The following is a 26,568-nucleotide window of genomic DNA, read 5'->3' as shown; positions in this document are numbered from 1 at the left end:
GACCTCGTCGTTCCTGGAAAGGGGGGCGGCGCCAGGAGAAAGCGGCAGGCAAACGGCCTGGCCGGGCGTCGCTGGATCGTAGCATGACCCATCCGTACTATTCAATGAATCCACTTATTTTGCGCTAATACACCCGCAAGCTACACTTCGTTGAATAATCTATTCAAACGGCGCGCAAGCACGGAGATGACTATGCGAGTACCCACCGACGACGTCGACCGCCAATTGCTGGTGGCCCTGCAGCAGAATGCGCGGCTGACCTCGGGCGAACTGGCGCAGATGACCGGCCTCTCGCAGTCGCCGTGCTGGCGGCGCATCCGCCAGATGGAAACGTCCGGCCTGATCGCCGGTTACCACGCGCGGCTCAATCGCCGGGCCCTCGGCTATGGCGTCGTGGCCTTCGTCAGCATCAGCATTGACTTCCAGAACGATGCCTGTTCGGCCCAATTCGTGGAGGCCGTGCAGGCAATCCCGGAAGTCGTGATGTTTCATGGGGTATCGGGCCCGTCCGATTTCCTGCTGATGGTCGTGGCCAAAGACCTGGATGCCTATTCTGAATTGCTCCAGCAGAAACTGCACGGACTGCCCAGCGTCAAGCAGGTCCAGACGTCGTTTTCGCTACAGGAATTCAAGCACTTCAACGACCTGCCGATGCCGGACTAGGCAGCCGCGCCACCGGGCCGCCCGCGGCGGGGCTGAATTACACTTCTGCCCATGGCTTCTCTTTTGCTGACACCCGAACAACGCCAGATCATCGGCCACCCCGGACGCGCCCTGCTGATCGGCGCCGTGGCGGGGTCGGGCAAGACCACCACCCTTGCCCACTGCGTGGCCCACCGTGAACGCCAGGGCATGCCGGCGCGCGACATTCTGGTGCTGGTGTTCACGCCCGCGGCCGAGCAGGTGTTCCGCCAGCGGCTCGCCCAGGCCAGCGCATCGCGGCACGTTCAGGTGGCCACCTACCCCGCGTACGCCAAGAGCCTGCTGGATCATTGGCAGGAATCGGGCGTGATCGACGGCGCCGCGGTCTATCTGGAATCGGCCGAAGCCGTCCGCCCCTATCTGTTCGAGGCGATCGAACTGGCGTCCGAAGCACAGGATGCCGACCCCGATTACAGCTACGACCTGAGCAATCTGCACGCCGAGATCCTACTCAATCAGATGTCGCGCCTGAAGGGCACGCTGGCCATGCGCCGCTTCGATGACGAACCCGACGACGAGCTTGCCGAAAGCCTGGACCTGCCGCGCGGCCTGGTCGCGATCTGCCGGCAATACGAACGCATGCGCTGCCTGGACTATGGCAGCTATGCCTTCCAGAGTGAACAGGACCTGGTGTACGACGCGCTGGGCATTCTGTCGGTGGAAACCGGCGGGCCCGAGCTGCCACGCCACGCGCTGATCGTGGCCGACGAATGGCATGACGCCAACGCGGGCCATGTCGACCTGCTGGCCCACCTGACGACCCCGGGTACTCGCATCATTGCCGCGGGCGACCGCGAACAGGTCATTCATACCTGGAACGGCGCCGATCCCCGCTATATGGGCGAGGCATTTTTGGCGCGTTTCCCGGGTACCGAGCGGCTGCCGCTGACGGCGTCATTCCGCTGCGGCGCGACGCTGAGCGCGGGCGCAGCGGCGCTGACCGGCCAGCCCTTTACGTCATCGCGCACCACGGACACTGACGTCCAGGTGACGACATATGCGTCGCAAGGCGGTGACAACGGCAGCGGCGGCGATGGCAACAGCAGCGGCACGGGCAACGGCGCCCGCCCGGGCACCGGCGATTGCGCCCTGAAGGTGCTGGACGCGCTGATGCAGTTGAACCAGGCGTCGGCCGATGCCCGCTGGAATGATTGCGCGGTGCTGCTGCGCGACCATCACCAAAGCATCGAACTGGAAAACACGTTGATCGAGCACGGCGTGCCGTATCAGACCGAATGCTTTTCCAGCTACTTTCACCGGGTCGAAGTGCTGATGCTGCGCGGCATCCTGCACATCGTGCAGGGAACCATCGCGCCGGTGACCACGCCGGCCGAAGTGCGGGGCGTGTTGCGGGCGCTGGGCATGTTTGCCGGGCTGCGCTATTCGGAAGCCGAGTGGACCGACGCCGAGCGCACCATCGCCCGCCAGCCCGATACCTTGCGCGACTTTCATCGCGGCCAGCTGACCCGCAGCGACGAGGGCGAACGTGCGCCCGATCCCGTCACGCGGCGATGGCGCGAACGGTTCGCCGCGGTATGTGATGCACTGATTGCGGAACGCAACCAGTGGAATGCGGGCCGTCTGCTGCAGCATGCCGCCACCCACCTGAACATTGCGGACACCACCCGCCGCCTGTTCGTGCATCAGCACCAGGCCGACGCCGTCAGCCGGTCGATCGCCGGCTTCATTGCCTACGCGGCGCGCACCGGGCTGGATGCCGGCCAGTTCCTGGCGGCATTGGACAAAGCCCAGGCTCGATCCGGGGCATTGAAGAAGCATGCGCAGCGGCTGACCCTGTCGACCGTGCGCGACGCCAAGGGCAAGGAATGGAAGCATGTGCTGCTGCCCTGGCTGGCGCGTGGCGAATTTCCCGATGCGCGCGCTGAACCTGGCGAAGAACGGCGGCTGTTCTATGTGGCGATCACCCGGGCCAGCGATACGCTGACGCTGTTCACGCCCGCGGGCGAAGGACATCCGTATGTCCAGGCAATGCGCCTGGCGGCGCGGCCCGCCGCGGCCGTGCGCGCAGCCAGAGCGGCGCCGGCCCATGCCTTAACCGCCCATACCTTGCCCACCCATGCCGTGCCCGTGCAGGCCGCGCCCCGCGCGCCCACGGTGTCACCGCAACTGGCCGGGCGCGTCTACCTGGACGTGCCTTATGACGAAAAAGACGCCGCCAAACAGCTGGGTGCGCAGTGGGACAACATCCAGCGCAAATGGTGGATCACGCCCGCCATGCCGACGCGGCTCTTCCAGAAATGGCTGCGGCCGGAGACCGGGCGCGATGCCTGAGCCTGACGCTGCGCACGTACGGTGGCCCAGATGACGCATCCGAATGCCGTCGTGCGTTTCCTGTTGCTGGTGGGTGCGCTGCTTTGCCTGGCCCTGGGCGTGATCGGCATTTTCGTGCCGGGCCTGCCGACGACGGTATTCATTCTGATGGCGGCGGCTCTGGCATCGCGCGGGTCGCCTCGCCTGGCCGCGTGGCTGGAAGGGCATCGCCTGTTCGGGCCGATGATCCGGGATTGGCGCGCCCACCGTTCGGTCAGCCGCCGCGCAAAGTGGAGCGCGACCATCATGATGACGCTATGCGCCGTGCTGCTGTTCGTGACGGCCAATCATTGGGAATATGCTGCGCTGGGGTCGGCCGTGATGGTCATCGTGGCCACGTGGCTGTGGTTGCGGCCCGAGCCGCCAGGCGGCGTCGCCCCCGCTACCTCGTCACCCACCCCACCACCACGCTGACGCCCAACGCGATCAGTGCGGCCGCAAGCGCCCAGTTCGCACGCCGCGTGCGCTGATCCTGCACGGCCAGCGCCTGGGTAACGCTCTGCATCTGTTCGGTCAATTGAAGGATCAGCTCGGCCTGCTTTTCCTGCACGGCTTCGAGCTGATGCAGTTGCTCGACCAGGCTGTGGACCTGGTCCTTCGGATCGGCGTTGGGGTCGGGCGCGGCGATACGCTTGCGGTTCTTGTAGCTCTTCATCAACCGGCCCGACACATCGACGAGCACATTGGCAAGACTCAGGATTTCTCCCACGGGCAAAGCCACGATAGAACGCTCCACAGACAAGGAAAAAGGGCCGGCGCACACAACCTGTCGATCAGGTCGTGCACGCCAGCCCTTTTTTTACCATGCAGCCCTGGACGGGGCTCAGCCTGCCTCAGTCGGCAACAGCCTTGCGCACCATGCCCGCCGCGGCCGTCTGGTGGGTCGCTTCATCGATCAGGATGAAGGCCCCCGTCGTGGCGATCTCGTCGTACAGATCCACCACCAACGGATCGCGCGTGGCGATCACGACGCGGCCAATGTCATTCATCGCCAGCTGCACATTGCCATCCTGCACGTCGAGCAGTTCGTGAATGTCACGGCGCGAGACCACGGACTTGATCTTGGCCGACGTCAGCCGCGTGCCCTGCTTGAGCAAATACTTGCGCGCCGGGTTCAGCGCCTGGGTATCGAGCCAGCAGATCTCGGCATCGAACTGACGCGTGACCGTGCCGGCGGTCTCGACATGGGACAGCACGTCGCCCCGTGACGCATCCACATCTTCGTTCAACACCACGGTCACGGCATCACCGGCAATGGCCACATCCACCGAACCATCGAAGGTCACAAGGTCCTTGACGGTCGCTTCGGTGCCGGCCGGCTGCACGACGATACGATCGCCGCGGCGCAAGGTGCCGCTGGCTACCTGCCCCATATACCCGCGAAAATCATCGGCCCGGTCGCCCCCGTGCCGCGCCACCATCTGGATGGGGAAACGCAGCGCGTGGTGATCGGTGCCTTCGCGCACTTCCAGCGATTCGAGCAGCGCCAGCAACGGCTCGCCATCGAACCACGGCGTGTTGGGCGAACGGGTCACGACGTTGTCGCCGGTCAGCGCCGACAGCGGCAGCACATGAAAATGCGCGATGCCCAGCTGGGCCGCCAATACCGAATACGCTTCGCGGATGCGGTCGAACACGGCGGCGTCCCAGCCCACCAGGTCCATCTTGTTGACGGCGACAACGACATGCTGCAGGCCAAGCAGCTTGACCAGCATGCTGTGGCGGCGCGTTTGCGCCAGCAACTGGCCGTCGACCACACGGGTCGCATCGATCAGGATGATGGCCACATCGGACGTCGATGCGCCGGTCACCATGTTGCGGGTGTACTGCTCGTGCCCCGGCGCGTCGGCAATGATGAACTTGCGTTTGGGTGTCGAGAAATAGCGGTAGGCGACATCGATGGTGATGCCCTGCTCGCGCTCGGCTTCCAGGCCGTCGGTCAGCAGGGACAGGTCAATCGTGTCACCCACGGTGCGCTTGTACTTGGCGCGCGAAATCGCGTCGAGCTGGTCGGCAAAGATGCCCTTGCTGTCATACAGCAGGCGGCCGATCAGGGTCGACTTGCCATCGTCCACGGAACCCGCCGTGATCAGGCGCAGCACGCCGGTATCTTCGGTGGAAAAGAATGCGGGATCAGTCATCGCGTTCATCAGAAATAGCCTTCTTTTTTGCGGCGCTCCATCGAGGCCTCGGAGGTCTGGTCGTCCATGCGGGTCGCGCCGCGTTCGGTAATGTCGGTCACGGCGGTTTCAGCAATGATCGCGTACGGGTCGGCGGCGTCGGACGCCACCGGGCAGGTGCACGAAATGTCGCCCACCGTGCGGAAGCGCACCGTCACGTTCTCGATCGTTTCGCCATCGGCGGGCGGAGTGATCGGCGTGACCGGCACCAGCAGGCCCTTGCGGCGGATCACGTCGCGTTGATGCGCGTAATAGATCGATGGCAGCGCCAGGTTTTCGCGGGCGATGTATTGCCACACGTCCAGCTCGGTCCAGTTCGAGATCGGGAACACGCGCATGTTCTCGCCCTTGTGGACGCGCGTGTTGTACAGGTTCCAGAGCTCGGGGCGCTGGGCCTTCGGATTCCATTGGCCGAACTCGTCGCGGAACGAAAAGATGCGTTCCTTGGCGCGCGCCTTTTCTTCATCGCGGCGCGCGCCGCCGATGCATGCGTCAAAGCCAAATTCTTCGATGGCTTCGAGCAGCGTGACGGCCTGCGCGGCATTGCGCGAATCGGTTTCCTTGCGCAGCACGACCGACCCGCGCTTCATGGAATCTTCCACGCTGCGCACAATCAGGGTCTCGTTCAGTTCGGCGGCGCGGGCGTCGCGAAAGGTGATCACTTCTTCGAAGTTGTGGCCGGTATCGATGTGCATCATCGGGAACGGAAACGCACCCGGGCGGAAGGCTTTTTCAGCCAGCCGCAGCAGCACGCAGGAATCCTTGCCGCCCGAAAACAGCAGCACGGGTTTGGCGCATTCGGCCGCGACTTCACGCATGATGAAGATGGCCTGCGCTTCCAGCCAGTCGAGATGGCTGCGCGTGGGGGTCAGAGTAGTGGACATGATTCAGCCTGAACGCTTCGAAAATTCAACAACAGAGACGGGAGTGGCGGACACATTGCCCGCATGCAGCCCGCATTCCTTGGAGTCGGACGACTCCCACCACCAGCGGCCGGCACGCAGGTCTTCGCCGGGGCGGATGGCGCGGGTACAGGGTTCGCACCCGATGGACGGATAGCCCCGGTCATGCAGGGGGTTGGTCGGAACGCCAAGCCGGCGCAGCGTCTGCCACACATCGTCTTGCGTCCACAGCACCAGGGGGTTGTACTTTTCCAGACCGAACACCGGGTCGTGTTCGCGGTCGGGCAACTCGCCGCGCGTTACGGCCTGCTCGCGCCGCTGCCCGGTGATCCACGCGCTGTGGCCGGCCAGTGCGCCGCGCAGCGGGACCACCTTGCGGATTTCGCAGCAGGCCTTGCGCAGCGGCACGCTTTCGTAGAAGGCGTTGGGGCCGTGCTCGGTCACGTACTGCTCCACCGCGGCGGGATCGGGGCGGACCACGCGGATCGCCTTGCCATAGTGCGCGGTGATCGTGTCGATCATGCCCAGTGTTTCGGGATTGAGCCTGCCGGTATCCAGCGTAAAGATTTCGATCGGAATATCGTTTGCGAAGATGGCGTGCGTCAGCACCATGTCTTCGGCGGCGAGCGACGACGCCAGGACGACGTCGGGGTGCTCGGCGGCGATGTCGCGCAGCGTGGCCACCAGGGTGTCGTAACGCGCATCCGCCGCGGCGGGTGAACGCGGCGCGGCCGTGGGTGGCGTTGCCGCCGCGCTTTCATGCAATGTCGTGCTCATGTCAAGAATACCTGGGCGTTGCGCGGCCGGATGACCAGCGTTTCGCCGTTCTGCGGATTGAGTTGCTGGAATTCGGAGACCGGAATCTCCACTTCGATCGGGTTCTCGCGCCCTTCGCGCACCAGTTCCAGATAGGCGCTGGGGCCCGACAGGTACGCACGCGAAAACGTGGTGACGATGCCTTCATCGCCGGCCGCGCCGCGTCGCACGTCGAACTCGTGCGGGCGCACATAGGCGGTCGCCTTGGCGTCTTGCGCCGATGCGTGTTCAGGCGTCTGCAGCGCATAGCCTTCCACATCGACCACGCCGCCGTGCGCCCGGCCCTGGAACTGGTTCACGTCCCCCAGGAAGCCGTACACGAATGGCGTTGCGGGGCGTTCCCACACTTCGCGCGGCGTGCCCACCTGTTCGATCCTGCCCTGGTTCATCAGCACCACGCGGTCGGCCACTTCCAGGGCTTCTTCCTGGTCGTGCGTCACGAACACGCTGGCCACATGCAGTTCATCATGCAGGCGGCGCAGCCAGCGGCGCAGTTCCTTGCGGACCTTGGCATCCAGGGCGCCGAAGGGCTCGTCCAGCAGCAGCACGCGCGGTTCCACGGCCAGCGCCCGCGCCAGCGCGATACGTTGACGCTGTCCGCCCGACAGTTGCGACGGGTAGCGGTCCGACAGCCAATCCAGCTGCACCAGGTTCAGCAGGCGGTGGACCTTCTCGCGAATCTCGGCATCGCTCGGGCGAATGCTGCGGGGTTTGACGCGCAAGCCGAACGCCACGTTCTCGAACACGGTCATGTGCCGGAACAACGCGTAGTGCTGGAACACGAAGCCGACCTGGCGTTCACGCACGTGCACGTCGGTCGCGTCTTCGCCCGAAAACAGCACGCTGCCCTGGTCAGCCGTTTCCAGTCCCGCGATGATGCGCAGCAGCGTGGTCTTGCCACAGCCCGACGGGCCCAGCAGCGCAACCAGTTCGCCCGATTCGATATGCAGCGAAATGTTGTCGAGCGCCTTGAAGGACCCGAAGGCCTTGGACAGATTGCGGACTTCAATACTCATGGGGAATCCTTGTGCCGATCATGCGGCAAGGGTCTGTGGTCGAACCGGGGGTTGGCCCGGCCCCGGCGCCGCGCTTGCGGCCGGACCGGGGTACTCGGCGGGCAGGCCGGCTTCGGCGCCCTGCCGCGACGATCGCCACTCGACCAATGATTTCAACACCAGGGTCACCAGCGCCAGCACCGCCAGCATGGAGGCCACCGCAAACGACGCCTGGTAGGCATATTCGTTGTACAGAATTTCGACGTGCAACGGGATGGTGTTGGTCTCGCCCCGGATCCGTCCGGAGACGACCGACACCGCCCCGAATTCTCCCATGGCGCGCGCGTTGCACAGGATCACGCCGTACAGCAGGCCCCACTTGATGTTGGGCAGCGTGACACGGCGAAAGATCTGCCAGCCCGACGCGCCCAGGGTCAGCGCGGCCTGCTCTTCTTCGCTGCCCTGCGCCTGCATCAGCGGGATCAGTTCACGCGCCACGAACGGGAAGGTGACAAAGGTGGTGGCCAGCACCACCCCCGGCACCGCGTAGACGATCTTCAGGTCATGCGCCTGCAGCCATTCCCCGAACCAGCCCCGGCTGCCGAACAGCAGCACATAGACCAGGCCCGCCACCACCGGCGACACCGAGAACGGCAGGTCGATCAGGGTGATCAGCGCCTGCTTGCCGCGGAACTGGAACTTGGTAATCGACCACGCGGCCGAGATACCCAGCAGCACGTTGAGCGGCACCGCGATCAGCGCGACCAGCAAGGTCAATTTGATGGCCGACCAGGCATCGGGTTCCACCAGGGCTTCCAGATACAGCACCCAGCCCTTCTTGAAGGCCTCGACAAACACGGCCACCAGCGGCAGCACCAGGAACAACGCAAGAAACGCAAAGGCGATGCCCAGCAGCAGGACGCGTACGGCGACCGGTTCGGTCAGATGATCGGGACGGGAGGCGGACATCAGATCGCCCTCCCGACGCCGCGCCTGGCTTGCCACCATTGCAAGGCATTGATGGCGAGCAGCAGCACGAACGAGAACACCAGCATGACGGTGGCGATCGCCGCCGCGCCAGCGTAGTCGTATTGTTCAAGCTTGCTGATGATCAGCAGCGGCGTGATTTCGGACACCATGGGCATGTTTCCAGAAATGAAGACCACGGACCCGTATTCCCCCACCGCGCGGGCAAACGACAGCGCGAATCCGGTCAGCAGGGCTGGCAGCAAGGTGGGCAGCAACACGCGCACAAAGGTCTGCACCCGCCCGGCCCCCAGGCTGGCCGCAGCTTCTTCCAGTTCGCGTTCGGCGTCTTCCAGCACGGGTTGCACGGTACGCACCACGAACGGCAGGCCGATGAAGATCAGCGCCACCACCACACCCAGCGGCGAGTACGCGACCTTGATGCCCAGCGGTTCCAGATAGCGACCCAGCCAGCCGTTCTGTGCGTACAGCGCGGTCAGTGCAATGCCTGCCACCGCGGTGGGCAGCGCAAACGGCAGGTCGACCAGGGCGTCGACGATCTTCTTGCCGGGAAAGGTGTAGCGCACCAGGCACCACGCCACGATGGACCCGAACACCAGATTCACCAGGGCCGCAATGAAGGCGGCCCCGAAGGTCAGCTGATAGGACGCGACCACGCGCGGCGCCGTGACGGTGGCCCAGAACGTGGCCCAGTCCACCGTCGCACTTTTGAAGAACAGCGCGGACAGCGGTATCAGCACGATCAGACTGGTATAGAGCACGGTAAAGCCCATGCTCAGGCCGAAGCCCGGTAGCACGCCAACGCGCCGTGCGCGAAGAGGCCGGGACGGTCGGGACACAACGGGCGGCAGCGATGCCGGTGCGTGGGCGCTCATGCAGCACCCCGTCCGGAACGCAAACGGCGCGCCCGTGGCGCGCTCCGTTTACCGCAGCTTGAAGCTACGCCAAGAATCATTTTTTGCCTGGTTGATAAAGCTGATCGAACGTCCCGCCGTCGGCGAAGTGGGTCTTTTGCGCCTTCTGCCATCCACCGAAGACATCGTCGATGGTGATGAGCTTGACCTTGGGATAGGCGGACGCGTACTTGGCGGCCACTGCCGGATCCCGCGGGCGGTAATAGTTCTTGGCGATGATTTCCTGGGCTTCCGGCGTGTAGAGGAACTTGAGATACGCCTCGGCCGTGGCGCGAGTGCCCTTCTTGTCGACGTTCCTGTCGACAACGGCCACCGGCGGTTCGGTCAGGATGCTGAGCGAGGGCGCCACGATTTCGAACTTGTCCGGACCGAGGTCTTTCAGGGACAGCAACGCTTCGTTTTCCCACGCCAGCAGCACGTCGCCCAGACCGCGTTCCACGAACGAGGTCGTGGCGCCGCGGGCGCCGCTATCCAGAACGGGCACGTGTTTGAACAATTCACCGATATAGGCACGCGCACTGGCTTCGTTGCCGCCCGGCTGCGCCAAGGCATAGGCCCAGGCGGCCAGGTAGTTCCAGCGGGCGCCGCCCGAGGTCTTGGGGTTGGGCGTAATGACCGACACGCCCGGCTTGATCAGGTCGCCCCAATCCTTGATGCCTTTGGGATTGCCCTTGCGCACCAGGAAGACGATGGTGGACGTGTAAGGCGAGCTGTTCTGCGGCAGGCGTTTTTGCCAGTCGGCAGGCAAGGCCTTGGCGTTTTCGGCAATGGCGTCAATGTCATAGGCCAGCGCCAGCGTGACCACGTCGGCATCCAGGCCGTCGATGACCGAACGCGCCTGGGTGCCCGAGCCGCCATGCGACTGGCGCACGGTCACGGCAACGTTGGCTTCCTTCAGGTACTTGGCGGCAAACGCCTTGTCGATGTCCTTGTACAGCTCGCGAGTCGGGTCGTACGACACGTTCAGCAAGGTCTGCTTGGTCTGCGCATGCACGGCAGGCGCCGCGGCGATCATCGATGCCAAGGCCACCGCCACACCCAGAGTCTTCCAACGTGTCATGCCCGCTTCCCCTGCTTCATTGTCGAGCCGCCATAATCCATGACGCGGCGCAACAAGGGAACGAACTCTTTGCTTATTGTTTATTCCATAAAGCCATATGGAAGGGGTACGTTAGAACATTCGTGTCTTTATGCGCTGAGCAGATGAGGTCATGCAAAGACGGTCGTTGGATATGGCTTACGTAAACGGCACCATGTGCGGTTTACGGGAGATTGCGTCCCGCCCAAGGAGCATCAGCGTGAATTTCCAGCAACTGCGTTCGGTACGGGAGGCCTTGCGCCGTGACTTCAATCTGACCGAGGTGGCCAATACCTTGTTCACGTCCCAGCCCGGTGTCAGCCGGCAGATACGGGAACTGGAAGATGAACTGGGCATTACCCTGTTCGACCGTGCCGGCAAACGCCTGACCGGCCTGACGGAACCCGGCAAGGAAGTGATCAAGATCATCGAAAGGCTGCTGATCGAACAGGAAAACCTGAAGCGCGCCGCACAGGAATTCTCGTCACGCGACCTGGGCCGGCTCACGCTGGCGACAACCCACACCCAGGCACGTTATGCCTTGCCGGTCGTGGTGCAGGCATTCCGGCAGCGCTTTCCACACGTGCGGCTCAACCTGCAGCAAGGATCGCCCACGCACATTGCCGAATGGGTCGCCGCGGGCGAGGCCGACATCGGCATCGCCACCGAAAGCCTGGCCAACGACACCCGGCTGCGCTCGTTCGCAGGCTACCGCTGGAGCCACGTCGTGGTCGTGCCCCATGGCCATCCGCTGGCAAGTGTCGCGCGCCTGACCCTGGATGAGTTGACCGACCATCCCGTCATTACCTATGACACTGGCCTGACCGGCCGGTCGCGTATTGACGAGGCCTTTGCGCACGCCGACCTGACGCCTGACATCGTGCTGACCGCGATGGACGCCGACGTGATCAAGACCTACGTGGCCGCGGGCCTGGGCGTCGGGATCATTGCATCGGTGGCCTACGATCCGGAAGAAGACCGCAAGCTGGTGGCGGTGTCGGCCGAACACTTGTTCGCGTCCAACATGACCCGGGTTGCGATTCGCAAGGGTGCCTACCTGCGCAACTTTGCGCTGTCGTTCATCGAGATGTTCGCGCCCCACCTGAGCCGGCAGTCGCTGCTCGGGACCGGCGGCGGCGACCCGCTCGAATCCCACGACGCCACCTTTACCCCGGCCGGCCCGCTCCGATCGATCGCCGCGTCTGCCCAGGCGTGAGCGGGCCCATCGACTCCATCAGGCGGCGCCAATGACAAAGCCGGCGTTCTTGCGAACGCCGGCTTTTGTTTTACCCGGGCAGACGGCCAGGCCGTCCATCCATGACTTCAACCCTGCCGCTTCGATGCGGCCTTAGTTGAACTTGCCCGTCTTGCCACCGATGCTGTAGCGGCCTGCACCCAGGAAGGCGATGGCCAGACCCGTGAACAGGAAGAAGGCCTGCAGTTCCAGGGCCCAGCCGCCGGTCTTGGTGATCGTGCCGAACTGGCCCATGTGCGCCAGGAAAAGTGCGAACAACATGTTGATGACGACCAGCACGCCCCCAACACGGGCGTAGATGCCCAGGATCAGCAGGATCGGCGCAAGCACCTCGCCCACATACGCGCCGTACGCCACGAAGGCCGGCAGGCCATGTGACGCCAGCATGCCCTCGGCGCCACCGACGCCGTTGAATACCTTGTTGATTCCGTGCAGCAGAATCAGGATGCCCAGCGTCAGGCGCAAAATCAGTTTGCCGAGGTCGTCGGTGTTGTTCATCAGCAGATCCCTAGTGATCGAGTTGGACGAGACCGTGACCCTATCAGGACAATGCCCAGCCGTCGAGAGTTGCTCTGCCATGGACCCGGTTGGGGCCTTACTTGTTGGGTTGCGGCGTCGTGCGCAGGTAAGGCTTGACGACCGTATGGCCCTTGGGGAACTTGGACTTGATGACTTCCGGGTCCTGGATCGAGGGCAGGATGATCACGTCTTCGCCATCTTTCCAGTTGACCGGTGTGGCCACGCTGTACTGATCGGTCAGCTGCAGCGAATCGATCACCCGCAGGATTTCGTCAAAGTTGCGGCCGGTGCTGGCCGGGTAGGTGATGGTCAGGCGGACCTTCTTGGCCGGGTCGATCACGAAGACCGAGCGTACCGTGGCGGTGGCGCTGGCGTTCGGATGGATCATGTCGTACAGCGTGGCGACCTTGCGATCGGCGTCGGCCAGGATCGGGAAGTCCACGGTGGTGTTCTGGGTTTCGTTGATGTCGCCGATCCACTTCTGGTGCGACGCGGCTTCGTCCACGGACAGGGCCAGCACCTTCACATTGCGCTTGGCAAATTCCTGCGCCAGCTTGGACGTGTAGCCCAGTTCAGTCGTGCAGACGGGGGTGAAGTCGGCCGGGTGCGAAAACAGCACACCCCAGCTGTCGCCAAGGTACTCATGGAACTTGATGCGGCCCTTGGATGAGTCCTGCTCGAAGTCGGGGGCGGTGTCGCCTAGGCGTAATGTCGACATGGTGTTCTCCACGTAATGGTTTTGTATCGGTAATGCCGTTGCAGCGGGGCAGTCGCAGCCGACCATTCTGGAGGCTGGACGCGCGCCGGCGAACCAATACTTGCACATATCGATATGCCAGGCAAAGGCCGGCCGGTGCGATTTGGCGGCCTGCAAGGGGCATCGCCCTATAGAACTTATAGTAATTAACAAAACATTAAATCTTCGTTCCAAGTAATGAAGACTGCAGGGATGATGCACCCCATGCGTCTACAACCCCTGATCGTCCCTGGCTGGCGCAATTCCGGCCCCGAGCACTGGCAAAGCGCCTGGGAAGCCTGCTTGCCGCGCGCCAGCCGCGTGGTACAGGCCGACTGGGAAACGCCGCGGCTGGCCGACTGGGTGGCGGAACTGTCGGCGGCGATCGAAGCGTCGAACCGCCCGCCGCTGCTGATTGCCCACAGCCTGGGCTGCATGACGGTGGCGCATCTGCCGCTGGGCATCCGCGACAAGGTGGCGGGTGCGCTGCTGGTGGCCCCAGCCGACGTGGAACGACCCAATGCGCCCGACACGCTGCACAGCTTCCGCCCGGTGCCCCTGCACACCCTGCCCTACCCAAGCGTAGTGGTGGCCAGCACCAACGACCCGTATTGCTCGCTGGACCGCGCGCGCCGCTTTGCCGATGCGTGGGGCAGCCGGCTTGAAGTGCTGGAAGACGCCGGGCACATCAACGTGGCGTCAGGCTATGGCGACTGGCCCCAAGGCCTGAAATTGCTGGCAGCCTTGCGCCGGCGCGCGCGCTGGCGCGTGCCCGTGGCGGTCTGTCGCACGCCCCCGCTGGCCGGCCATGTGCCGCCGCTGGGCTCGCACTGATCTCTCTCTTCATTTTTTTCGCAGTCCATCAAGGAACCCGAGTTCATGTTCAAGAAATTCATCGCGTTGAGCGCCGTTACCGTGGCCGCCTTTGCCGGCGGCGCGGCGCATGCCCAGGACAAAACCCTGCTCAACAGTTCCTATGATGTGGCGCGCGAATTGTTCGAAGCCGTCAATCCCAAGTTCATCGCGGCCTACAAGGCCGAGTCGGGCGAGACCCTGGTCATCAATCAGTCGCATGGCGGCTCGTCGCGTCAGGCGCAGGCCATCGTCCAGGGTCTGAAGGCCGACGTGGTCACCTTCAACCAGGTGACCGATGTCGACTTTTTGGCCGACCGCAATCTGCTGGCCAAGGATTGGCAAAAGAAGTTCGCCAACAACAGCTCGCCCTTCTACAGCACCATCGCGTTTTTGGTGCGCAAGGGCAATCCCAAGAACATCAAGTCGTGGGACGACCTGGTGCGCGACGACGTGAAGCTGGTCTTCCCGAATCCCAAAACGTCGGGCAACGCGCGCTACACCTATCTGGCGGCCTGGCTCTACGCCAACCAGCAGACCAAGGGTGACGACGCCAAGACCAAGGCCTTCGTGGGCAAGCTGCTCAAGAACGTGGCCGTGTTCGATACCGGTGGCCGCGGCGCCACGGTCAGCTTTGCCGAACGCGCGCAAGGAGACGTGCTGTTGAGCTTCGAATCGGAAGTGAACAACATCAAGAACGAGTTCAAGAGCGCGGGCTACGAAGTGGTCGTGCCGCCGGTCAGCATCCTGGCCGAATTCCCGGTGGCCGTGGTCGACAAGGTGGTCGACGCCAAGGGCACCCGCAAGGAAGCAACGGCCTACCTGAACTATCTTTACACCAAGGAAGCCCAAACGCAGCTCACGACGTTTTATTATCGTGTCCACAACCCTGAGGTCGTGAAGGCGACGGCAAGCCAGTTCCCCGCCGTCAAGCTGCTTCGCGCAGAAGAGCTGTTCGGTTCGTGGGACAACATCACCAAGACCCACTTCGGTTCGAACGGCATTCTCGACCAGTTGCTCGCTCAGGGACGATAACCTCGGGACTTCGACGCCCGACGAGTAATAGGACACCTGGTGCCCCGATCAACCCTGTTTTTTACCCGGCATCCCACGCTGCCGGGATTCACGCTCAGCTTCGGTCTGAGCGTGTTGTTTTTGAGCCTGGTCATTTTGCTGCCGCTGTCGGCGCTGTTCATCTATACCAGCGGCATGTCGTGGCAGGAATTCTGGGGCGCGATATCCGACCCCCGCGTGGTCGCCAGCTACAAGGTGACCGCGTTGGCCGCTATGTACTCGACGATCGTCGTGACCGGGGTCGGGCTGCTGCTGGCCTGGATCATCACCCGCTATGACTTTCCGGGACGCAAGCTGGTCGATACATTGGTCGACCTGCCCTTCGCGTTGCCGACCGCCGTGGCCGGCCTGACCATGGCCGCGCTGTTCGCCGCCAATGGGTGGATCGGCCAATACTTTGCGATGTTCGACATCAAGATCGCGTATGCCTTTCCGGGCATCGTGATCGCCATGATCTTTACCAGCCTGCCCTTCGTGGTGCGCGCCGTGCAGCCCGTGCTGCAGGACGTCGGCCCCGAATACGAAGAGGCCGCGCATACGCTGGGGGCGACCCGCGCGCAGACCTTCTGGCGCGTGATTCTGCCGTCGCTGGTGCCGGCCCTGGTGACGGGTGCGTCGCAAGCCTTCATCCGCAGCCTGGGTGAATTCGGCGCGGTGATCCTGATCGCGGGCAACATGCCGTTCGAAACCGAAGTCACGTCACTCATGATCTTCGTGCGGCTGGCCGAATTCAATTACCCGTCGGCAGCTGCGATCGCGTCGGTGGTGCTCTTGGCCTCGCTGGTGCTGCTGTTCACGCTGCAGCTGCTGCAAGGCCGTTTCCTTTCCTGGCAACGCAGGGGCTAGCCATGCAGAAACCTCGTGGTTGGCAACAATGGTCATTGGTGGCGGCAGGCCTGGTCTGCGTCGTGGTGCTGCTGATCCTTCCGCTCGTCATCATCTTTGCCAAGGCGTTCAGCGCCGGGTGGGCGGCGGTGGCGACGAACCTGGCGGACCCCGACATGGTTCACGCCATCCAGCTCACCCTGTTCACCGCGGCCATTACCGTTCCGGTCAATCTGGTGTTCGGCATCCTGCTGGCCTGGTGCGTGACGCACTATGAATTTCGGGGACGCAAGCTGCTGGTCACGCTAATCGACATTCCGTATGCCACGTCGCCCGTGGTCGCCGGCCTGTGCTATCTGGTGATCTATGGCAGTGAAAGCGCATTGGGCGCGTGGTTCTCGGCGCACGATATCCAGCTCATGTTTGCGTGGCCCGGCATCGTGATGGTCACGATCTTTGTGACCTCGCCATTCGTTGCCCGCATCCTGATCCCGCTGATGCAGGCGCAAGGCAGCGACGAAGAACAGGCCGCGCTGACCTTGGGTGCGGGCGGCTGGCAGATCTTCCGCCGCGTGACGCTGCCCAATATCAAATGGGCGCTGCTGTATGGCGTCGTGATCACCAACGCGCGCGCGGTGGGGGAATTTGGCGCGGTGTCGGTGGTGTCCGGTGCGATCCGCGGGCAGACGGTGAATCTGCCGCTGCTGGTGGAACAACTGAACGATGACTACAAGACGGTGGGTGCGTTTACGGCGGCAGGGTTGCTGGCGTGCATGGCGCTGCTGACCCTGGTGCTGAAGACGGTCATGGAGTGGTCGCAAAGCCGGCGGGAGCAAGGTCCCGCCGCACGGTTGGGTGTGCGGCATTGAACCGCGGTATGCGCTAGACCGCGACCAGCTTGCGGTTCGCCGCTCCGGGCAAGGCGCGCAGGCTTTTGTTCAAGGACGCCTGGTAGGTCTTGACCTGCACCGTGTCCACCACGTACCAGTCGGATCGCGCTTCGGTGGCGGTTACTGTCATGACCAGATAGCCGCGCTTCGCGGTTTCGGCGTACTTGAGCGACCCGGCCAGCCGGGCGCCTGCGCCCAGGGTGTTCAGGTTGGCCAACGACGTCAACGCAAAGGCCAGCTGGTCAGCCGGAAAGCCGGCGCCCAGGTATTCCTCGAAGCCCGGCGACGTGACAGATGACGTGGCAAACTCCACCCCCACCGCCGTTCCGGCAAAGCTGCCCGCGCCCACGCGCAAGTCGCTGGACCACGCGTTGTGCGTGTCGCCCGCCAGCACCACCAGGTTCTTGTCCAGCGCACGCGCGATCTCGTACACCGTTTCGCGCGCGGCCCAGTAGCCGTCCCACGAATCCAGGTTGTACGGAATCGACGGCAAAGACAGCAAGGCCTTTTGCGCGGCGGTCAGGGTCGGATCGCCGGCGGCCTGCCGGCCCAGCAGGGTCAGATAGGCGGCGGGGTCCAGCTTGATGGCAGCCGGGATCTGCACGTTGCCGAGTTGCCCGGCGCCTTGCAGCAGCCCCAGCAACACCGGCAACGGAATCTGCACCGCGCCCATCAGCACCTGCTGGCCGAGCACCTGCCAGGTGGCTTTGGACGCCGCCATGCGCTGCTGCAGCCACGTGGTCTGCTCCGTGCCCAGCAACTGGCGATCGGACTTGGACACATCACCGGCAAACTGCGCCAGAAAAGCCTGCACGCCCGCCACGGGATCGGGATTGCCCAGCAAGGCCGGAAAGTAGGTGCTGTAGTCGAGCTGCTTGTTCCGGGCGATCACGCGGGTGTCCAGCATGTGCAAGGACAACAGCTCGCCAAAGTCGAAGCTGCGGTAGATCTTGTTGAGCGGGCTTTGTTCGCGGGTGGGCAGCCACTCGTGGTACGCCCGCATGGCCGCAGCCTTGCGCAGTGCGAAGTCGCCTTCCGTGGCAGGCTGGTGGTTTTCGGCGCCGTCGGTCCACGTGTCGTTGGCGATTTCGTGATCATCCCACACGGTGATGAAGGCCATGGCGGCATGGGCTTTCTGCAGGTCCGGATCGCTGCGGTATTGCGCATAGCGACGGCGGTAGTCGGCCAGCGCCACGATCTCGTTGGCCGGGTCCGATACGCGGCCCAGGGCGGCGGCCTTTTCCGAAGCATAACCCGTGCTGGCGTATTCGTAGATGTAGTCGCCCAGGTGGATGGCCGCGTCCAGGTCCGTGCGTTTGGCGACTTCGGCATACACATGGAAGTAACCGGCCGGGTAGTTGGAACACGACAGCACGGCCAGGCGGACGGCATCGACCTTGCCTACGGGCAGCGTCTTGCCCTTGCCGGTTGGCGACGTACGGTTGCCCTTGCGGAAGCGGTAGCGGTAGACGGTGGCAGGCGACAGGCCATCCACATCGACCTTGACGGTAAAGTCACGCGATGCGTTGGTGGTGGCCGATCCGGACTTGACGACAGTGGCAAAGGCGTCATCGGTCGCAACCTGCCAGTCGACCGTCACGTCGCCGTCGCCATTGCCTTCGGGCACGGCGCGGGTCCAGATCACCAGGCGGCTGGACAGCGGGTCGCCGCTGGCCACCCCATGCGTGAAGCCGACGGCGGGATCGGCGTCGTCGCCGCCCCCACAGGCAGCCAGACCGAGCGTGGCCGACACCGAGGCGGTGCCAGCGGCCACACGCCGGAAGAAACGACGGCGTGACAAAGCAGTGGAGTCGGCCATGGCCATTCCCGAAAATGAAGTCTCGGGAGTGTGGGCGCGCTGCGTGACAGCAGGATGAAGGCGGGCGGTGCGAAGGCGGGCGGTCAGCCTTCCGTGTGGATCGTGTTGACGGGCGTCTCTTCCGGCGGGGGCAGGATCTCGCGCACGAGTTCGGACGGGCGGCACAGGCGCACGCCCAGCTTGGTCGATACGATCGGGCGATTGATCAGGATGGGATTGTCCACCATGGCATCCAGCAACTGTTCGTCGGTCACCGCCGGATCATTCAGGCCCATTTCGACATACAACGACTCTTTCTGGCGGACCAGGTCACGGACGTCCACACCGGCCTGTCGAGCCAGCCCGGCCAGGGTGTCGCGCGACGGCGGCGTCTTCAGGTACTCGATAACAGTCGGCTCGTAGCCCAACGATTCCAGCAGCGCGAGCGTGGCCCGCGACGTGCCGCAAGCCGGGTTGTGATAGATGGTGGGTTGCATGATCAGAATTGGTCCGGGTCGAGGGCGAGCACATCGGCGCTGCCGTCAAGAATCGCCGTGCGAAGAGCACTGGCGCGAGGCAGGATGTTAGAGCAATAGAAGCGGGCCGTCGCCAGCTTGCCGGTAAGGAAGGGTTCCAGATCCCCGGCGGCCATGCGGTCGCGGCAGACCGCGGCGGCACGCGCCATCTGCCAGCCGCCATGCACATAGCCGGACAGCATCAGGTAGGGCACGCTGCCGGCATGCACTTCGCGCGGCTGCGCCTTGGTCTGCGCGACCACGTAGTCCACGCAGGCTTCCAGATCGGCAATGCCGGTGGCAAGGAAGTGGGCGATATCGCTCAGGTCGGCCAGGCCGGCGCCGGCGACCGAGGTGGCCGGCGTCGACAGCAAGGCGTCATGGGTCTCGCGCATGGCGGCGATCACCCCGCGGGCCACCGCGCCCTGGTCGCGCGCCGTCTTGCGGCCGACCAGGTCATTGGCCTGGATGGCGGTGGTGCCTTCATAGATCGCCAGGATGCGGGCGTCTCGATAGTGCTGCGCGGCGCCCGTCTCTTCGATGAAACCCATGCCGCCGTGCACCTGCACGCCCACCGACGTGACCTCGTTGGCCATCTCGGTGGCAAAGCCCTTCACGATCGGCACCATGTACTCGTGAAAGGCCTGGTTCTTCTGGCGCACGTCGGCATCCGGATGACGATGCGCAAAATCGAATGCGCCCGCGGCCACATAGGCCACGGCGCGCGACGCCTGCGTCAGCGCCCGCATCGTCATCAGGTTGCGGCGCACGTCGGGGTGATGCACGATCGCGACCGGGCCGGCGGACCCTTCCACTGCGCGGCTTTGCACCCGGTCGCGTGCGTAGGCCACGGCCTGCTGCATGGCGCGCTCGGCAATCGCCACGCCCTGCACGCCTACCGCAAATCGCGCCGCGTTCATCATGATGAACATGGTTTCCAGGCCGCGATGTTCCGTCCCGATCAGGGTGCCAAGGGCGCCGGCGCCCACGTCGCCCTGGTTGTCACCGTACAGCAGCACGGCCGTCGGGCTGGCCTTGATGCCCAGCTTGTGTTCGAGCGATGCGCACCACACGTCGTTGCGCGCGCCCAGCGAACCGTCGTCATTGACCAGGAACTTGGGCACCATGAACAGCGAGATGCCCTTTACGCCTTCCGGCGCGTCCGGCAGGCGCGCCAGGACCATGTGCACGATGTTCTCGGCCAGGTCATGCTCGCCATACGTGATGTAGATTTTTTGCCCGAACAGGCGATAGGTGCCGTCGCCCTGGGGCACGGCCCGCGTGCGCACCTGCGACAGATCGGATCCGGCCTGCGGCTCCGTCAGGTTCATGGTGCCGGTCCACGTGCCGTCCACCAGCTTGGGCACGTACAGGGCGCGCTGTGCGGGCGTACCCGCCGTCAGCAGCACTTCGATCGCGCCATCGGTCAGCAGCGGGCACAGGCCGAACGACAGGCTGGCCGCGTTCAGGTTTTCGACGCAGGGGGTCGCCAGCAGCTTGGGCAGGCCCTGCCCGCCGAATTCCGTGGGATGGGACAGCCCCTGCCAGCCGCCGGTCACGAACTCGCGAAAGGCGGCCTTGAAACCGGGGGATGTGGTGACCACGCCATCGGCCAGCGTGGCGGGCTGGCGGTCGGCGGCATGATTCAGCGGCGCGACCGCGTCCTGCAGCAGCCGCGCGTTTTCTTCAAGGACGGCATCGACGATCTCGGGCGCGATATCGTCGCCGCCGGGCAGCTGCCGTACCTTGTCCAGCCCCGCAAGCTCATTGAGAACAAAGCGGATGTCTCGTAGGGGTGCGACAAAAGCCATGGGTATCCTCCGCCCGGCAGGGGGTGAAACAGCGCGCTGAAAACAAACACGCCGGCCCATGAAGGGGGCCGGCGGCGGGGACTGCGGGGTGCTGGCAGTCCGGTTGCCCGGATTGCCCTGCGACGATTACAGCGCCTGGACCAGTTCCGGCACCGCCGTGAACAGGTCAGCCACCAGACCGTAGTCGGCCACGCCAAAGATCGGCGCTTCGGCATCCTTGTTGATCGCCACGATCACCTTGGAATCCTTCATGCCGGCCAGGTGCTGGATGGCGCCCGAAATGCCGATGGCAACATACAGCTGCGGCGCAACGATCTTGCCGGTCTGGCCGACCTGCCAGTCGTTCGGCGCGTAGCCTGCGTCCACCGCGGCGCGCGATGCGCCCATGGCGGCGCCCAGCTTGTCGGCCAGCGGCTCGAGCAGCTTGAAGTTGTCGGCGTTGCCCATGCCGCGGCCACCCGAGACCACGGCCTTGGCGGCGGTCAGTTCCGGACGATCGCTTTTTGCGACTTCGCGGCCGACAAAGGCGGCCTTGCCGGCATCGCCCACGGCCGACAGGGTTTCGACCGTGCCCGACCCGCCCGTGGCGGCAGCGCCGTCGAACGCGGTGGTCCGGACGGTAATGACCTTGACCGGGTCGGCCGACTGCACCGTGGCGATCGCGTTGCCGGCGTAGATCGGTCGCTGGAAGGTATCAGGCGATTCGACGGCAATGATGTCGGACACCTGGGCCACATCCAGCTTGGCCGCCACGCGCGGGGCAATGTTCTTGCCGTAGGCCGTGGCGGTGAACAGCAGGTGGCTGTACTGGTTGCCACCGGCCACGGCCAGCACCTGCTCGGCCACGTTTTCGGCCAGGCCTTCGGCAAACGCGGGGGCGTCAGCCAGCAGGACCTTGGTCACACCGGCCACTTGCGCAGCGGCGTCGGCCGCGGCTTGCGCGCCGGAACCGGCAATCAGCACATGGATGTCGCCGCCAATCTTCGCGGCGGCCGTGACGGCGTTCAGCGTGGCGGGCTTGAGGCTGGCGTTATCGTGTTCTGCAATGACGAGCGTTGTCATGATTGTCATACCACCTTGGCTTCGTTCTTGAGCTTGTCGACCAACGTCGCGACGTCGGCCACCTTGACACCGGCCTGGCGCGCAGGCGGCTCGGACACCTTGAGTGTCTTCAGGCGCGGCGCCACGTCCACGCCCAGGTCTTCCGGCTTGACGGTTTCCAGCGGCTTCTTCTTGGCCTTCATGATGTTGGGCAGCGTGACATAACGCGGCTCATTCAGGCGCAGGTCGGTCGTGACCACGGCCGGCAGCGTCAATGACAAGGTTTCCAGGCCGCCGTCGACTTCGCGGGTGACCGTGGCCTTGCCGTCGGCGACTTCGACCTTGCTGGCGAACGTGGCTTGCGGCCAGCCCAGCAGCGCGGCCAGCATCTGGCCGGTCTGGTTCGAATCGTCGTCGATCGCCTGCTTGCCCAGGATCACCAGCTGCGGCTGTTCCTTGTCGACCAGCGCCTTGAGCAGCTTGGCCACGGCCAGCGGCTGCAGTTCGACGGTGGATTCGACCAGGATCGCGCGGTCGGCGCCGATGGCCATCGCCGTCCGCAGCGTTTCCTGGCTTTGCGTCACGCCGCAAGACACGGCCACGACTTCGGTCGCCACGCCTTTTTCCTTGAGGCGCGTGGCCTCTTCGACGGCGATCTCGTCGAACGGGTTCATCGACATCTTGACGTTCGCGATGTCCACGCCCGATTGATCGGACTTGACGCGTACCTTGACGTTGTAGTCAACCACACGCTTGACTGGCACCAGCACCTTCATGAAGCGGCCTCTCGAGTTGGGCCCCGGCTGCAACTGCCCGGGGGATTACCAAAGGAATCTTTATCAGCCCTTTATTATGCCGCCATTTGCCAGGACGATCCTGAAGGGGGGATACGGCCCGGCAGAAGGGTCGGCATCCTGGCCGCGCGGGTCCGCCGAACGGATCAGATGCCCGCCAGCGCCTTGATGTGCGCGGTCACACTGCGGCCTAGCGCCGACAGGTTGTAGCCGCCTTCCAGGCTGCTGACGACGCGGCCCTGGGCGTGCGCCTGCGCCACGGCCACCATCTGCGTCGTCATCCACGCAAAGTCCGCTTCCACCAGGCCCATCTGGCCCAGATCGTCTTCGCGGTGCGCATCGAACCCGGCGGAAATCAGGATCAGTTGCGGCTTGAAGGCATGCAGGCGCGGCAGCCAGACGGTTTCCACCAGGTCGCGGATCGCCCCGCCGGTCGTGTAGGCCGGGACGGGCTGGTTCAGCATGTTCGGCGCCGGATGGTCGGCCCCGCTATGCGGATAGAAGGGATGCTGGAAGAAGCCACACATCAGGATGCGCGGATCGTTGCTCAGCGCGGCCTCGGTCCCGTTGCCGTGGTGCACGTCAAAGTCGATCACGGCCACCCGCTCCAGACCATGATGGTCCAGCGCATGGCGGGCGGCCACGGCGATATTGCTCAGGAAACAAAAGCCCATGGCCCGGTCCGGACACGCATGGTGCCCCGGCGGACGCACCGAGCAGAAGGCAGTATCCGATTCGCCCGCCATGACCGCATCGACCGCGGCAATGCCCGCGCCGGCCGCATGCAGCGCCGCGGCGTGGGTGTGCGGGTTCAATGAGGTATCGGGATCGATCTCGGCATAGCCTTCGGCCGGCGAGCGGCGGGCGAGTTCGGCCAGGTAAGCAGGTGTGTGCACACGCAACAACGCCTCTTGGGGCGCGGCGGGTGCTTCGCGTTCGTCCAGATAGGGCAGCACGCCGGACGCAAGCAGCTGATCCGTGATGGCGTCCAGGCGTAGCGGCGTTTCGGGGTGCCATTCGCCCATTTCGTGCAAGCGGCATTCGGGGTGGGTAAAAAACAGCGTGGCCATGCGTGAAAAGGGTCTCCGACTTGCAACCGTGGCTGACACCGTGCAGCATCCTCGTTTTCCTTGCTTCAGCCAACCGGGTAATTACGCGTGCCTTTCTCCGATCGACTCTACCGCCCTGCCCTTCTCCCGTCCCGAACCGCCTGGGTCCTTTGCCTGACCGCCGGCGTGCTGGCGGGCTGCGCGTCCACCGAGCCGGCCGCGGGCGACATGATGTCGACGCCTGCGGGCGGGGGCACGGTAGTCGCCGCGGGCGGCGCGCCGGGCACGGCGACGGGATCGCCGGGGCCCGGCACGGCTGGCAACGGTGCGGCGATTTCGGGCGGCACTGCAGCAGGCAGCACTGCCTCGGGCGGCACTGCGGCGGGTTCGACGGCTTATGGTTCCGCTGACGGTGTCGGCACTGCGGGCACGGCAACGTCGGGCGGCGCGACCTCGCTGCCGGTCGCAGTCACGCCATCCGCCTCATCGGCCCCGTCGGCCCCGTCGGCCCCGTCGGCGTCTACCCCCCCGGCGCCAGCCGTCGAGGTTGCGCCATCGCCCAACGAAGGCAATGCCAAGGCCGCGTTCGCCGCCGACATGGCGCAGCGCGGGCTGGATCCGGCCGACGTAGCCGCGATCCTGAAGCAGGCCCGCTTTTCGGCCACCGTGGCCAAGCTCGTGCTGCCCGCCGCCACGCCGTCGGTACGCAGCTGGCCGCGCTATCGCACCCGCTTCGTCGAGCCGCGCCGCATCAAGGAAGGCGTCGACTTCTGGGCCAAGCATGGTCCGATGCTGGCGCGCACCGAAGCCAAATACGGCGTGCCGGCCTCTATCATCGTGTCCATCATTGGCGTTGAAACCTTCTACGGACGCGTCACCGGCAACTTCCGCGTGCTGGATGCCTTGTCGACCCTCGCCTTCGACTACCCGCCGCAAGCCCCCACCGACCGCAGCCCCTTCTTCCGGGAACAGCTCGCGCAGTTCCTGGTGCTATGCAAGGAATCGGGCCTGGATCCGCTGTCGTTGCAAGGATCCTATGCCGGCGCGATCGGCCTGCCGCAATTCATGCCGGGCAGCCAGCGCCGCTTTGCGGTCGATGGCGACGGCGACGGCAAGATCAACCTGCTGGCCAGCCCCGACGACGCAATCGCATCGGTGGCCAACTTCCTGATCGAACACGGCTGGAAGCCGGGGCAGCCCGTGTTTTTGCCGGTGCGCCTGCCAGCCGACCCGAAACCGCTCGTGGACGGCGGCCTGGTCCCCACGCTGACCTGGCCACAACTCAACGCCGCTGGCGCCCGCATCATCAATACCGACGGCACCTGGAGCGGCGCCTGGACGGACTGGAAGATGGGCGTGATCGACCTGTACGACGGCCCGACCGACACCACTGAATACCGCGTGGCCGCGCCCAACTTCTTTGCTATCACCCAGTACAACCGCAGCTATTTCTACGCCACGTCGGTGGCGGATCTGGCGGCCGAACTGGAAAAGAAGAAGCCGTAAGCTCGTCCGGGACCGCCGCCGTACTCGTACGCCAGGCGGTCCGTTAACGATGCCTTCCTGACCCCGACGACTAGTTGAAGACGCCAGTCGACAGGTAGCGGTCACCGCGATCACAGACGATGAACACGATGGTTGCGTTGCTGACTTCTTCGGCCACACGCAGCGCCGTGACCAAGGCACCTGCTGCAGAAATGCCGGCAAAGATGCCTTCTTCGGAGGCCAGGCGGCGCGCCATCTGTTCGGCGTCGGCCTGCGTGACGTATTCGACGCGGTCGACACGGCTGCCGTCGTAGATCGACGGCAGGTACGCTTCCGGCCACTTGCGGATGCCAGGAATCGACGAGCCTTCGGTGGGCTGCGCGCCCACGATCTGGATCTCGGGATTGCGCGATTTCAGATAGGTGGACACGCCCATGATCGTGCCGGTCGTACCCATCGCGCTGACGAAATGCGTCACGGCGCCGTCGGTGTCGTCCCAGATTTCCGGGCCGGTCGTCTCGACGTGAGCCAGCGGATTGTCGGGATTGGCGAACTGGTCCAGCACCTTGCCCTTGCCTTCCGTCTGCATCGACAGGGCCAGGTCACGCGCGTATTCCATGCCGCCGCTGGCCGCCGGGGTCAGGATCAGCTCGGCGCCGTAGGCCGTCATGGCCGCGCGGCGTTCGATCGACAGATTGTCCGGCATGATCAACACCATCTTGTACCCGCGGATCGCCGCCACCAGCGCCAGCGCAATGCCGGTGTTGCCGCTGGTCGCCTCGATAAGCGTGTCGCCTGGCTTGATCTCGCCGCGCTCTTCCGCGCGTTTGATCATGGAAAGCGCCGGACGATCCTTCACGGAGCCGGCGGGGTTGTTGCCCTCGAGCTTGCCAAGAATGATGTTGCCGCGCGCCGCGTTGCCCGCACCGGGAATCCGCTGCAGGCGAACCAACGGCGTCTTGCCGATGGTGTCTTCAATGGTGGGATAGGATTTCATAGGTCGATGATAACTCCGCGCG

The 26,568-nt window shown here is 64.6% G+C and carries 26 protein-coding genes; 9 read left to right on the top strand and 17 right to left on the bottom strand.

Going from position 1 to position 26,568, the window contains the following annotated elements:
* The first annotated feature begins 192 nt into the window (after positions 1-192).
* The 3 genes from HD883_RS25160 to HD883_RS25150 are packed head-to-tail and all read left to right on the top strand — an operon-like array spanning position 193 to position 3,447.
* Positions 193-663, top strand: a complete 471-nt coding sequence (locus HD883_RS25160; protein ID WP_179590523.1) for an Lrp/AsnC family transcriptional regulator — start codon at positions 193-195, stop codon at positions 661-663.
* 51 nt (positions 664-714) lie between these two features.
* Positions 715-2,994 carry an ATP-dependent helicase gene (locus tag HD883_RS25155; protein ID WP_179590525.1) on the top strand — a complete coding sequence of 760 codons (2,280 nt, stop codon included), beginning with the start codon at positions 715-717 and terminating at the stop codon, positions 2,992-2,994.
* Between the two features lie 30 nt (positions 2,995-3,024).
* A complete protein-coding gene (locus HD883_RS25150; RefSeq protein WP_179590527.1) occupies positions 3,025-3,447 on the top strand; it encodes a YbaN family protein in 423 nt (140 codons plus the stop codon).
* On the opposite strand, the gene HD883_RS25145 is transcribed toward HD883_RS25150, so the two are convergent.
* From HD883_RS25145 to HD883_RS25110, 8 genes are all read right to left on the bottom strand, one after another.
* Positions 3,416-3,754 (bottom strand): hypothetical protein, encoded by a 339-nt coding sequence (locus HD883_RS25145; protein WP_179590529.1) that lies wholly within the window; start codon positions 3,752-3,754, stop codon positions 3,416-3,418. The genes HD883_RS25150 and HD883_RS25145 overlap by 32 nt on opposite strands.
* A 112-nt stretch (positions 3,755-3,866) precedes the next feature.
* Positions 3,867-5,183 (bottom strand): sulfate adenylyltransferase subunit 1, encoded by a 1,317-nt coding sequence (locus HD883_RS25140; protein WP_179590531.1) that lies wholly within the window; start codon positions 5,181-5,183, stop codon positions 3,867-3,869.
* Positions 5,183-6,097, bottom strand: a complete 915-nt coding sequence (gene cysD, locus HD883_RS25135) for a sulfate adenylyltransferase subunit CysD (protein ID WP_179617617.1) — start codon at positions 6,095-6,097, stop codon at positions 5,183-5,185. Before cysD ends, HD883_RS25140 begins: the two co-directional genes overlap by 1 nt.
* A 3-nt stretch (positions 6,098-6,100) precedes the next feature.
* Positions 6,101-6,892 (bottom strand): phosphoadenylyl-sulfate reductase, encoded by a 792-nt coding sequence (locus HD883_RS25130; protein WP_179617616.1) that lies wholly within the window; start codon positions 6,890-6,892, stop codon positions 6,101-6,103.
* Positions 6,889-7,947 carry a sulfate/molybdate ABC transporter ATP-binding protein gene (locus HD883_RS25125; RefSeq protein ID WP_179590533.1) on the bottom strand — a complete coding sequence of 353 codons (1,059 nt, stop codon included), beginning with the start codon at positions 7,945-7,947 and terminating at the stop codon, positions 6,889-6,891. Before HD883_RS25125 ends, HD883_RS25130 begins: the two co-directional genes overlap by 4 nt.
* Before the next feature lie 18 nt (positions 7,948-7,965).
* The gene (gene cysW, locus HD883_RS25120) at positions 7,966-8,895 is read right to left on the bottom strand and encodes a sulfate ABC transporter permease subunit CysW (protein WP_179590535.1); all 930 of its coding nucleotides are present in this window, start codon (positions 8,893-8,895) and stop codon (positions 7,966-7,968) included.
* On the bottom strand, positions 8,895-9,788 hold the full coding sequence (cysT, locus tag HD883_RS25115) for a sulfate ABC transporter permease subunit CysT (RefSeq protein WP_179590538.1): 894 nt from the start codon (positions 9,786-9,788) through the stop codon (positions 8,895-8,897). The genes cysW (HD883_RS25120) and cysT (HD883_RS25115) overlap by 1 nt, the downstream gene beginning before the upstream one ends.
* A gap of 76 nt (positions 9,789-9,864) precedes the next feature.
* Positions 9,865-10,887 carry a sulfate ABC transporter substrate-binding protein gene (locus HD883_RS25110; RefSeq protein WP_179590540.1) on the bottom strand — a complete coding sequence of 341 codons (1,023 nt, stop codon included), beginning with the start codon at positions 10,885-10,887 and terminating at the stop codon, positions 9,865-9,867.
* A 238-nt stretch (positions 10,888-11,125) separates the two neighbouring features.
* Here HD883_RS25110 and HD883_RS25105 point away from each other — a divergent pair, with 238 nt between their 5' ends.
* Positions 11,126-12,121 (top strand): CysB family HTH-type transcriptional regulator, encoded by a 996-nt coding sequence (locus HD883_RS25105; RefSeq protein ID WP_179590542.1) that lies wholly within the window; start codon positions 11,126-11,128, stop codon positions 12,119-12,121.
* Positions 12,122-12,253: 132 nt separating this feature from the next.
* Here the strand turns inward: HD883_RS25105 and HD883_RS25100 are convergent, their stop codons facing one another.
* Complete coding sequence (locus tag HD883_RS25100; protein ID WP_179590544.1) at positions 12,254-12,658, bottom strand: DoxX family protein; 405 nt, start codon at positions 12,656-12,658, stop codon at positions 12,254-12,256.
* A 97-nt stretch (positions 12,659-12,755) separates the two neighbouring features.
* Positions 12,756-13,397: a peroxiredoxin gene (locus HD883_RS25095; protein ID WP_179590546.1), complete on the bottom strand. Its 642-nt coding sequence runs from the start codon at positions 13,395-13,397 to the stop codon at positions 12,756-12,758.
* Between the two features lie 243 nt (positions 13,398-13,640).
* Between HD883_RS25095 and HD883_RS25090 the strand changes: the two genes are divergently transcribed.
* Genes HD883_RS25090 through cysW (HD883_RS25075) form a run of 4 tightly spaced genes read left to right on the top strand, consistent with a single transcriptional unit; the run spans position 13,641 to position 17,035 of the window.
* Positions 13,641-14,249, top strand: a complete 609-nt coding sequence (locus HD883_RS25090) for an RBBP9/YdeN family alpha/beta hydrolase (RefSeq protein ID WP_179590548.1) — start codon at positions 13,641-13,643, stop codon at positions 14,247-14,249.
* 45 nt (positions 14,250-14,294) lie between these two features.
* The gene (cysP, locus tag HD883_RS25085) at positions 14,295-15,302 is read left to right on the top strand and encodes a thiosulfate ABC transporter substrate-binding protein CysP (RefSeq protein WP_179590550.1); all 1,008 of its coding nucleotides are present in this window, start codon (positions 14,295-14,297) and stop codon (positions 15,300-15,302) included.
* Between the two features lie 39 nt (positions 15,303-15,341).
* Positions 15,342-16,187 (top strand): sulfate ABC transporter permease subunit CysT, encoded by an 846-nt coding sequence (cysT, locus tag HD883_RS25080; protein ID WP_179590552.1) that lies wholly within the window; start codon positions 15,342-15,344, stop codon positions 16,185-16,187.
* A gap of 2 nt (positions 16,188-16,189) precedes the next feature.
* Entirely contained in the window at positions 16,190-17,035 is an 846-nt protein-coding gene (gene cysW / locus HD883_RS25075; protein ID WP_179590554.1) for a sulfate ABC transporter permease subunit CysW, read from the top strand.
* A 13-nt stretch (positions 17,036-17,048) separates the two neighbouring features.
* On the opposite strand, the gene HD883_RS25070 is transcribed toward cysW (HD883_RS25075), so the two are convergent.
* From HD883_RS25070 to HD883_RS25045, 6 genes are all read right to left on the bottom strand, one after another.
* Positions 17,049-18,875, bottom strand: a complete 1,827-nt coding sequence (locus tag HD883_RS25070) for an alkaline phosphatase D family protein (RefSeq protein WP_257022687.1) — start codon at positions 18,873-18,875, stop codon at positions 17,049-17,051.
* A gap of 83 nt (positions 18,876-18,958) precedes the next feature.
* Entirely contained in the window at positions 18,959-19,351 is a 393-nt protein-coding gene (gene arsC, locus HD883_RS25065) for an arsenate reductase (glutaredoxin) (RefSeq protein ID WP_179590558.1), read from the bottom strand.
* Between the two features lie 2 nt (positions 19,352-19,353).
* Positions 19,354-21,180: an acyl-CoA dehydrogenase gene (locus HD883_RS25060; RefSeq protein ID WP_179590560.1), complete on the bottom strand. Its 1,827-nt coding sequence runs from the start codon at positions 21,178-21,180 to the stop codon at positions 19,354-19,356.
* 126 nt (positions 21,181-21,306) lie between these two features.
* Positions 21,307-22,242: an electron transfer flavoprotein subunit alpha/FixB family protein gene (locus HD883_RS25055; RefSeq protein WP_179590562.1), complete on the bottom strand. Its 936-nt coding sequence runs from the start codon at positions 22,240-22,242 to the stop codon at positions 21,307-21,309.
* A 5-nt stretch (positions 22,243-22,247) separates the two neighbouring features.
* A complete protein-coding gene (locus HD883_RS25050) occupies positions 22,248-22,997 on the bottom strand; it encodes an electron transfer flavoprotein subunit beta/FixA family protein (protein WP_179590564.1) in 750 nt (249 codons plus the stop codon).
* Positions 22,998-23,161: 164 nt separating this feature from the next.
* Entirely contained in the window at positions 23,162-24,085 is a 924-nt protein-coding gene (locus HD883_RS25045; RefSeq protein WP_179590566.1) for a histone deacetylase family protein, read from the bottom strand.
* An 87-nt stretch (positions 24,086-24,172) separates the two neighbouring features.
* Here HD883_RS25045 and mltB point away from each other — a divergent pair, with 87 nt between their 5' ends.
* Positions 24,173-25,570 (top strand): lytic murein transglycosylase B, encoded by a 1,398-nt coding sequence (mltB, locus tag HD883_RS25040; protein ID WP_373563477.1) that lies wholly within the window; start codon positions 24,173-24,175, stop codon positions 25,568-25,570.
* Positions 25,571-25,640: 70 nt separating this feature from the next.
* On the opposite strand, the gene cysM is transcribed toward mltB, so the two are convergent.
* Complete coding sequence (gene cysM, locus HD883_RS25035; RefSeq protein WP_179590568.1) at positions 25,641-26,546, bottom strand: cysteine synthase CysM; 906 nt, start codon at positions 26,544-26,546, stop codon at positions 25,641-25,643.
* Between the last annotated feature and the right edge of the window lie 22 nt (positions 26,547-26,568).

The sequence above is a fragment of the Pigmentiphaga litoralis genome, from assembly GCF_013408655.1.
In the GTDB taxonomy this organism is placed as follows: Bacteria; Pseudomonadota; Gammaproteobacteria; order Burkholderiales; family Burkholderiaceae_B; genus Pigmentiphaga; species Pigmentiphaga litoralis_A.
This window is presented reverse-complemented; position numbering and strand designations above follow the sequence as displayed.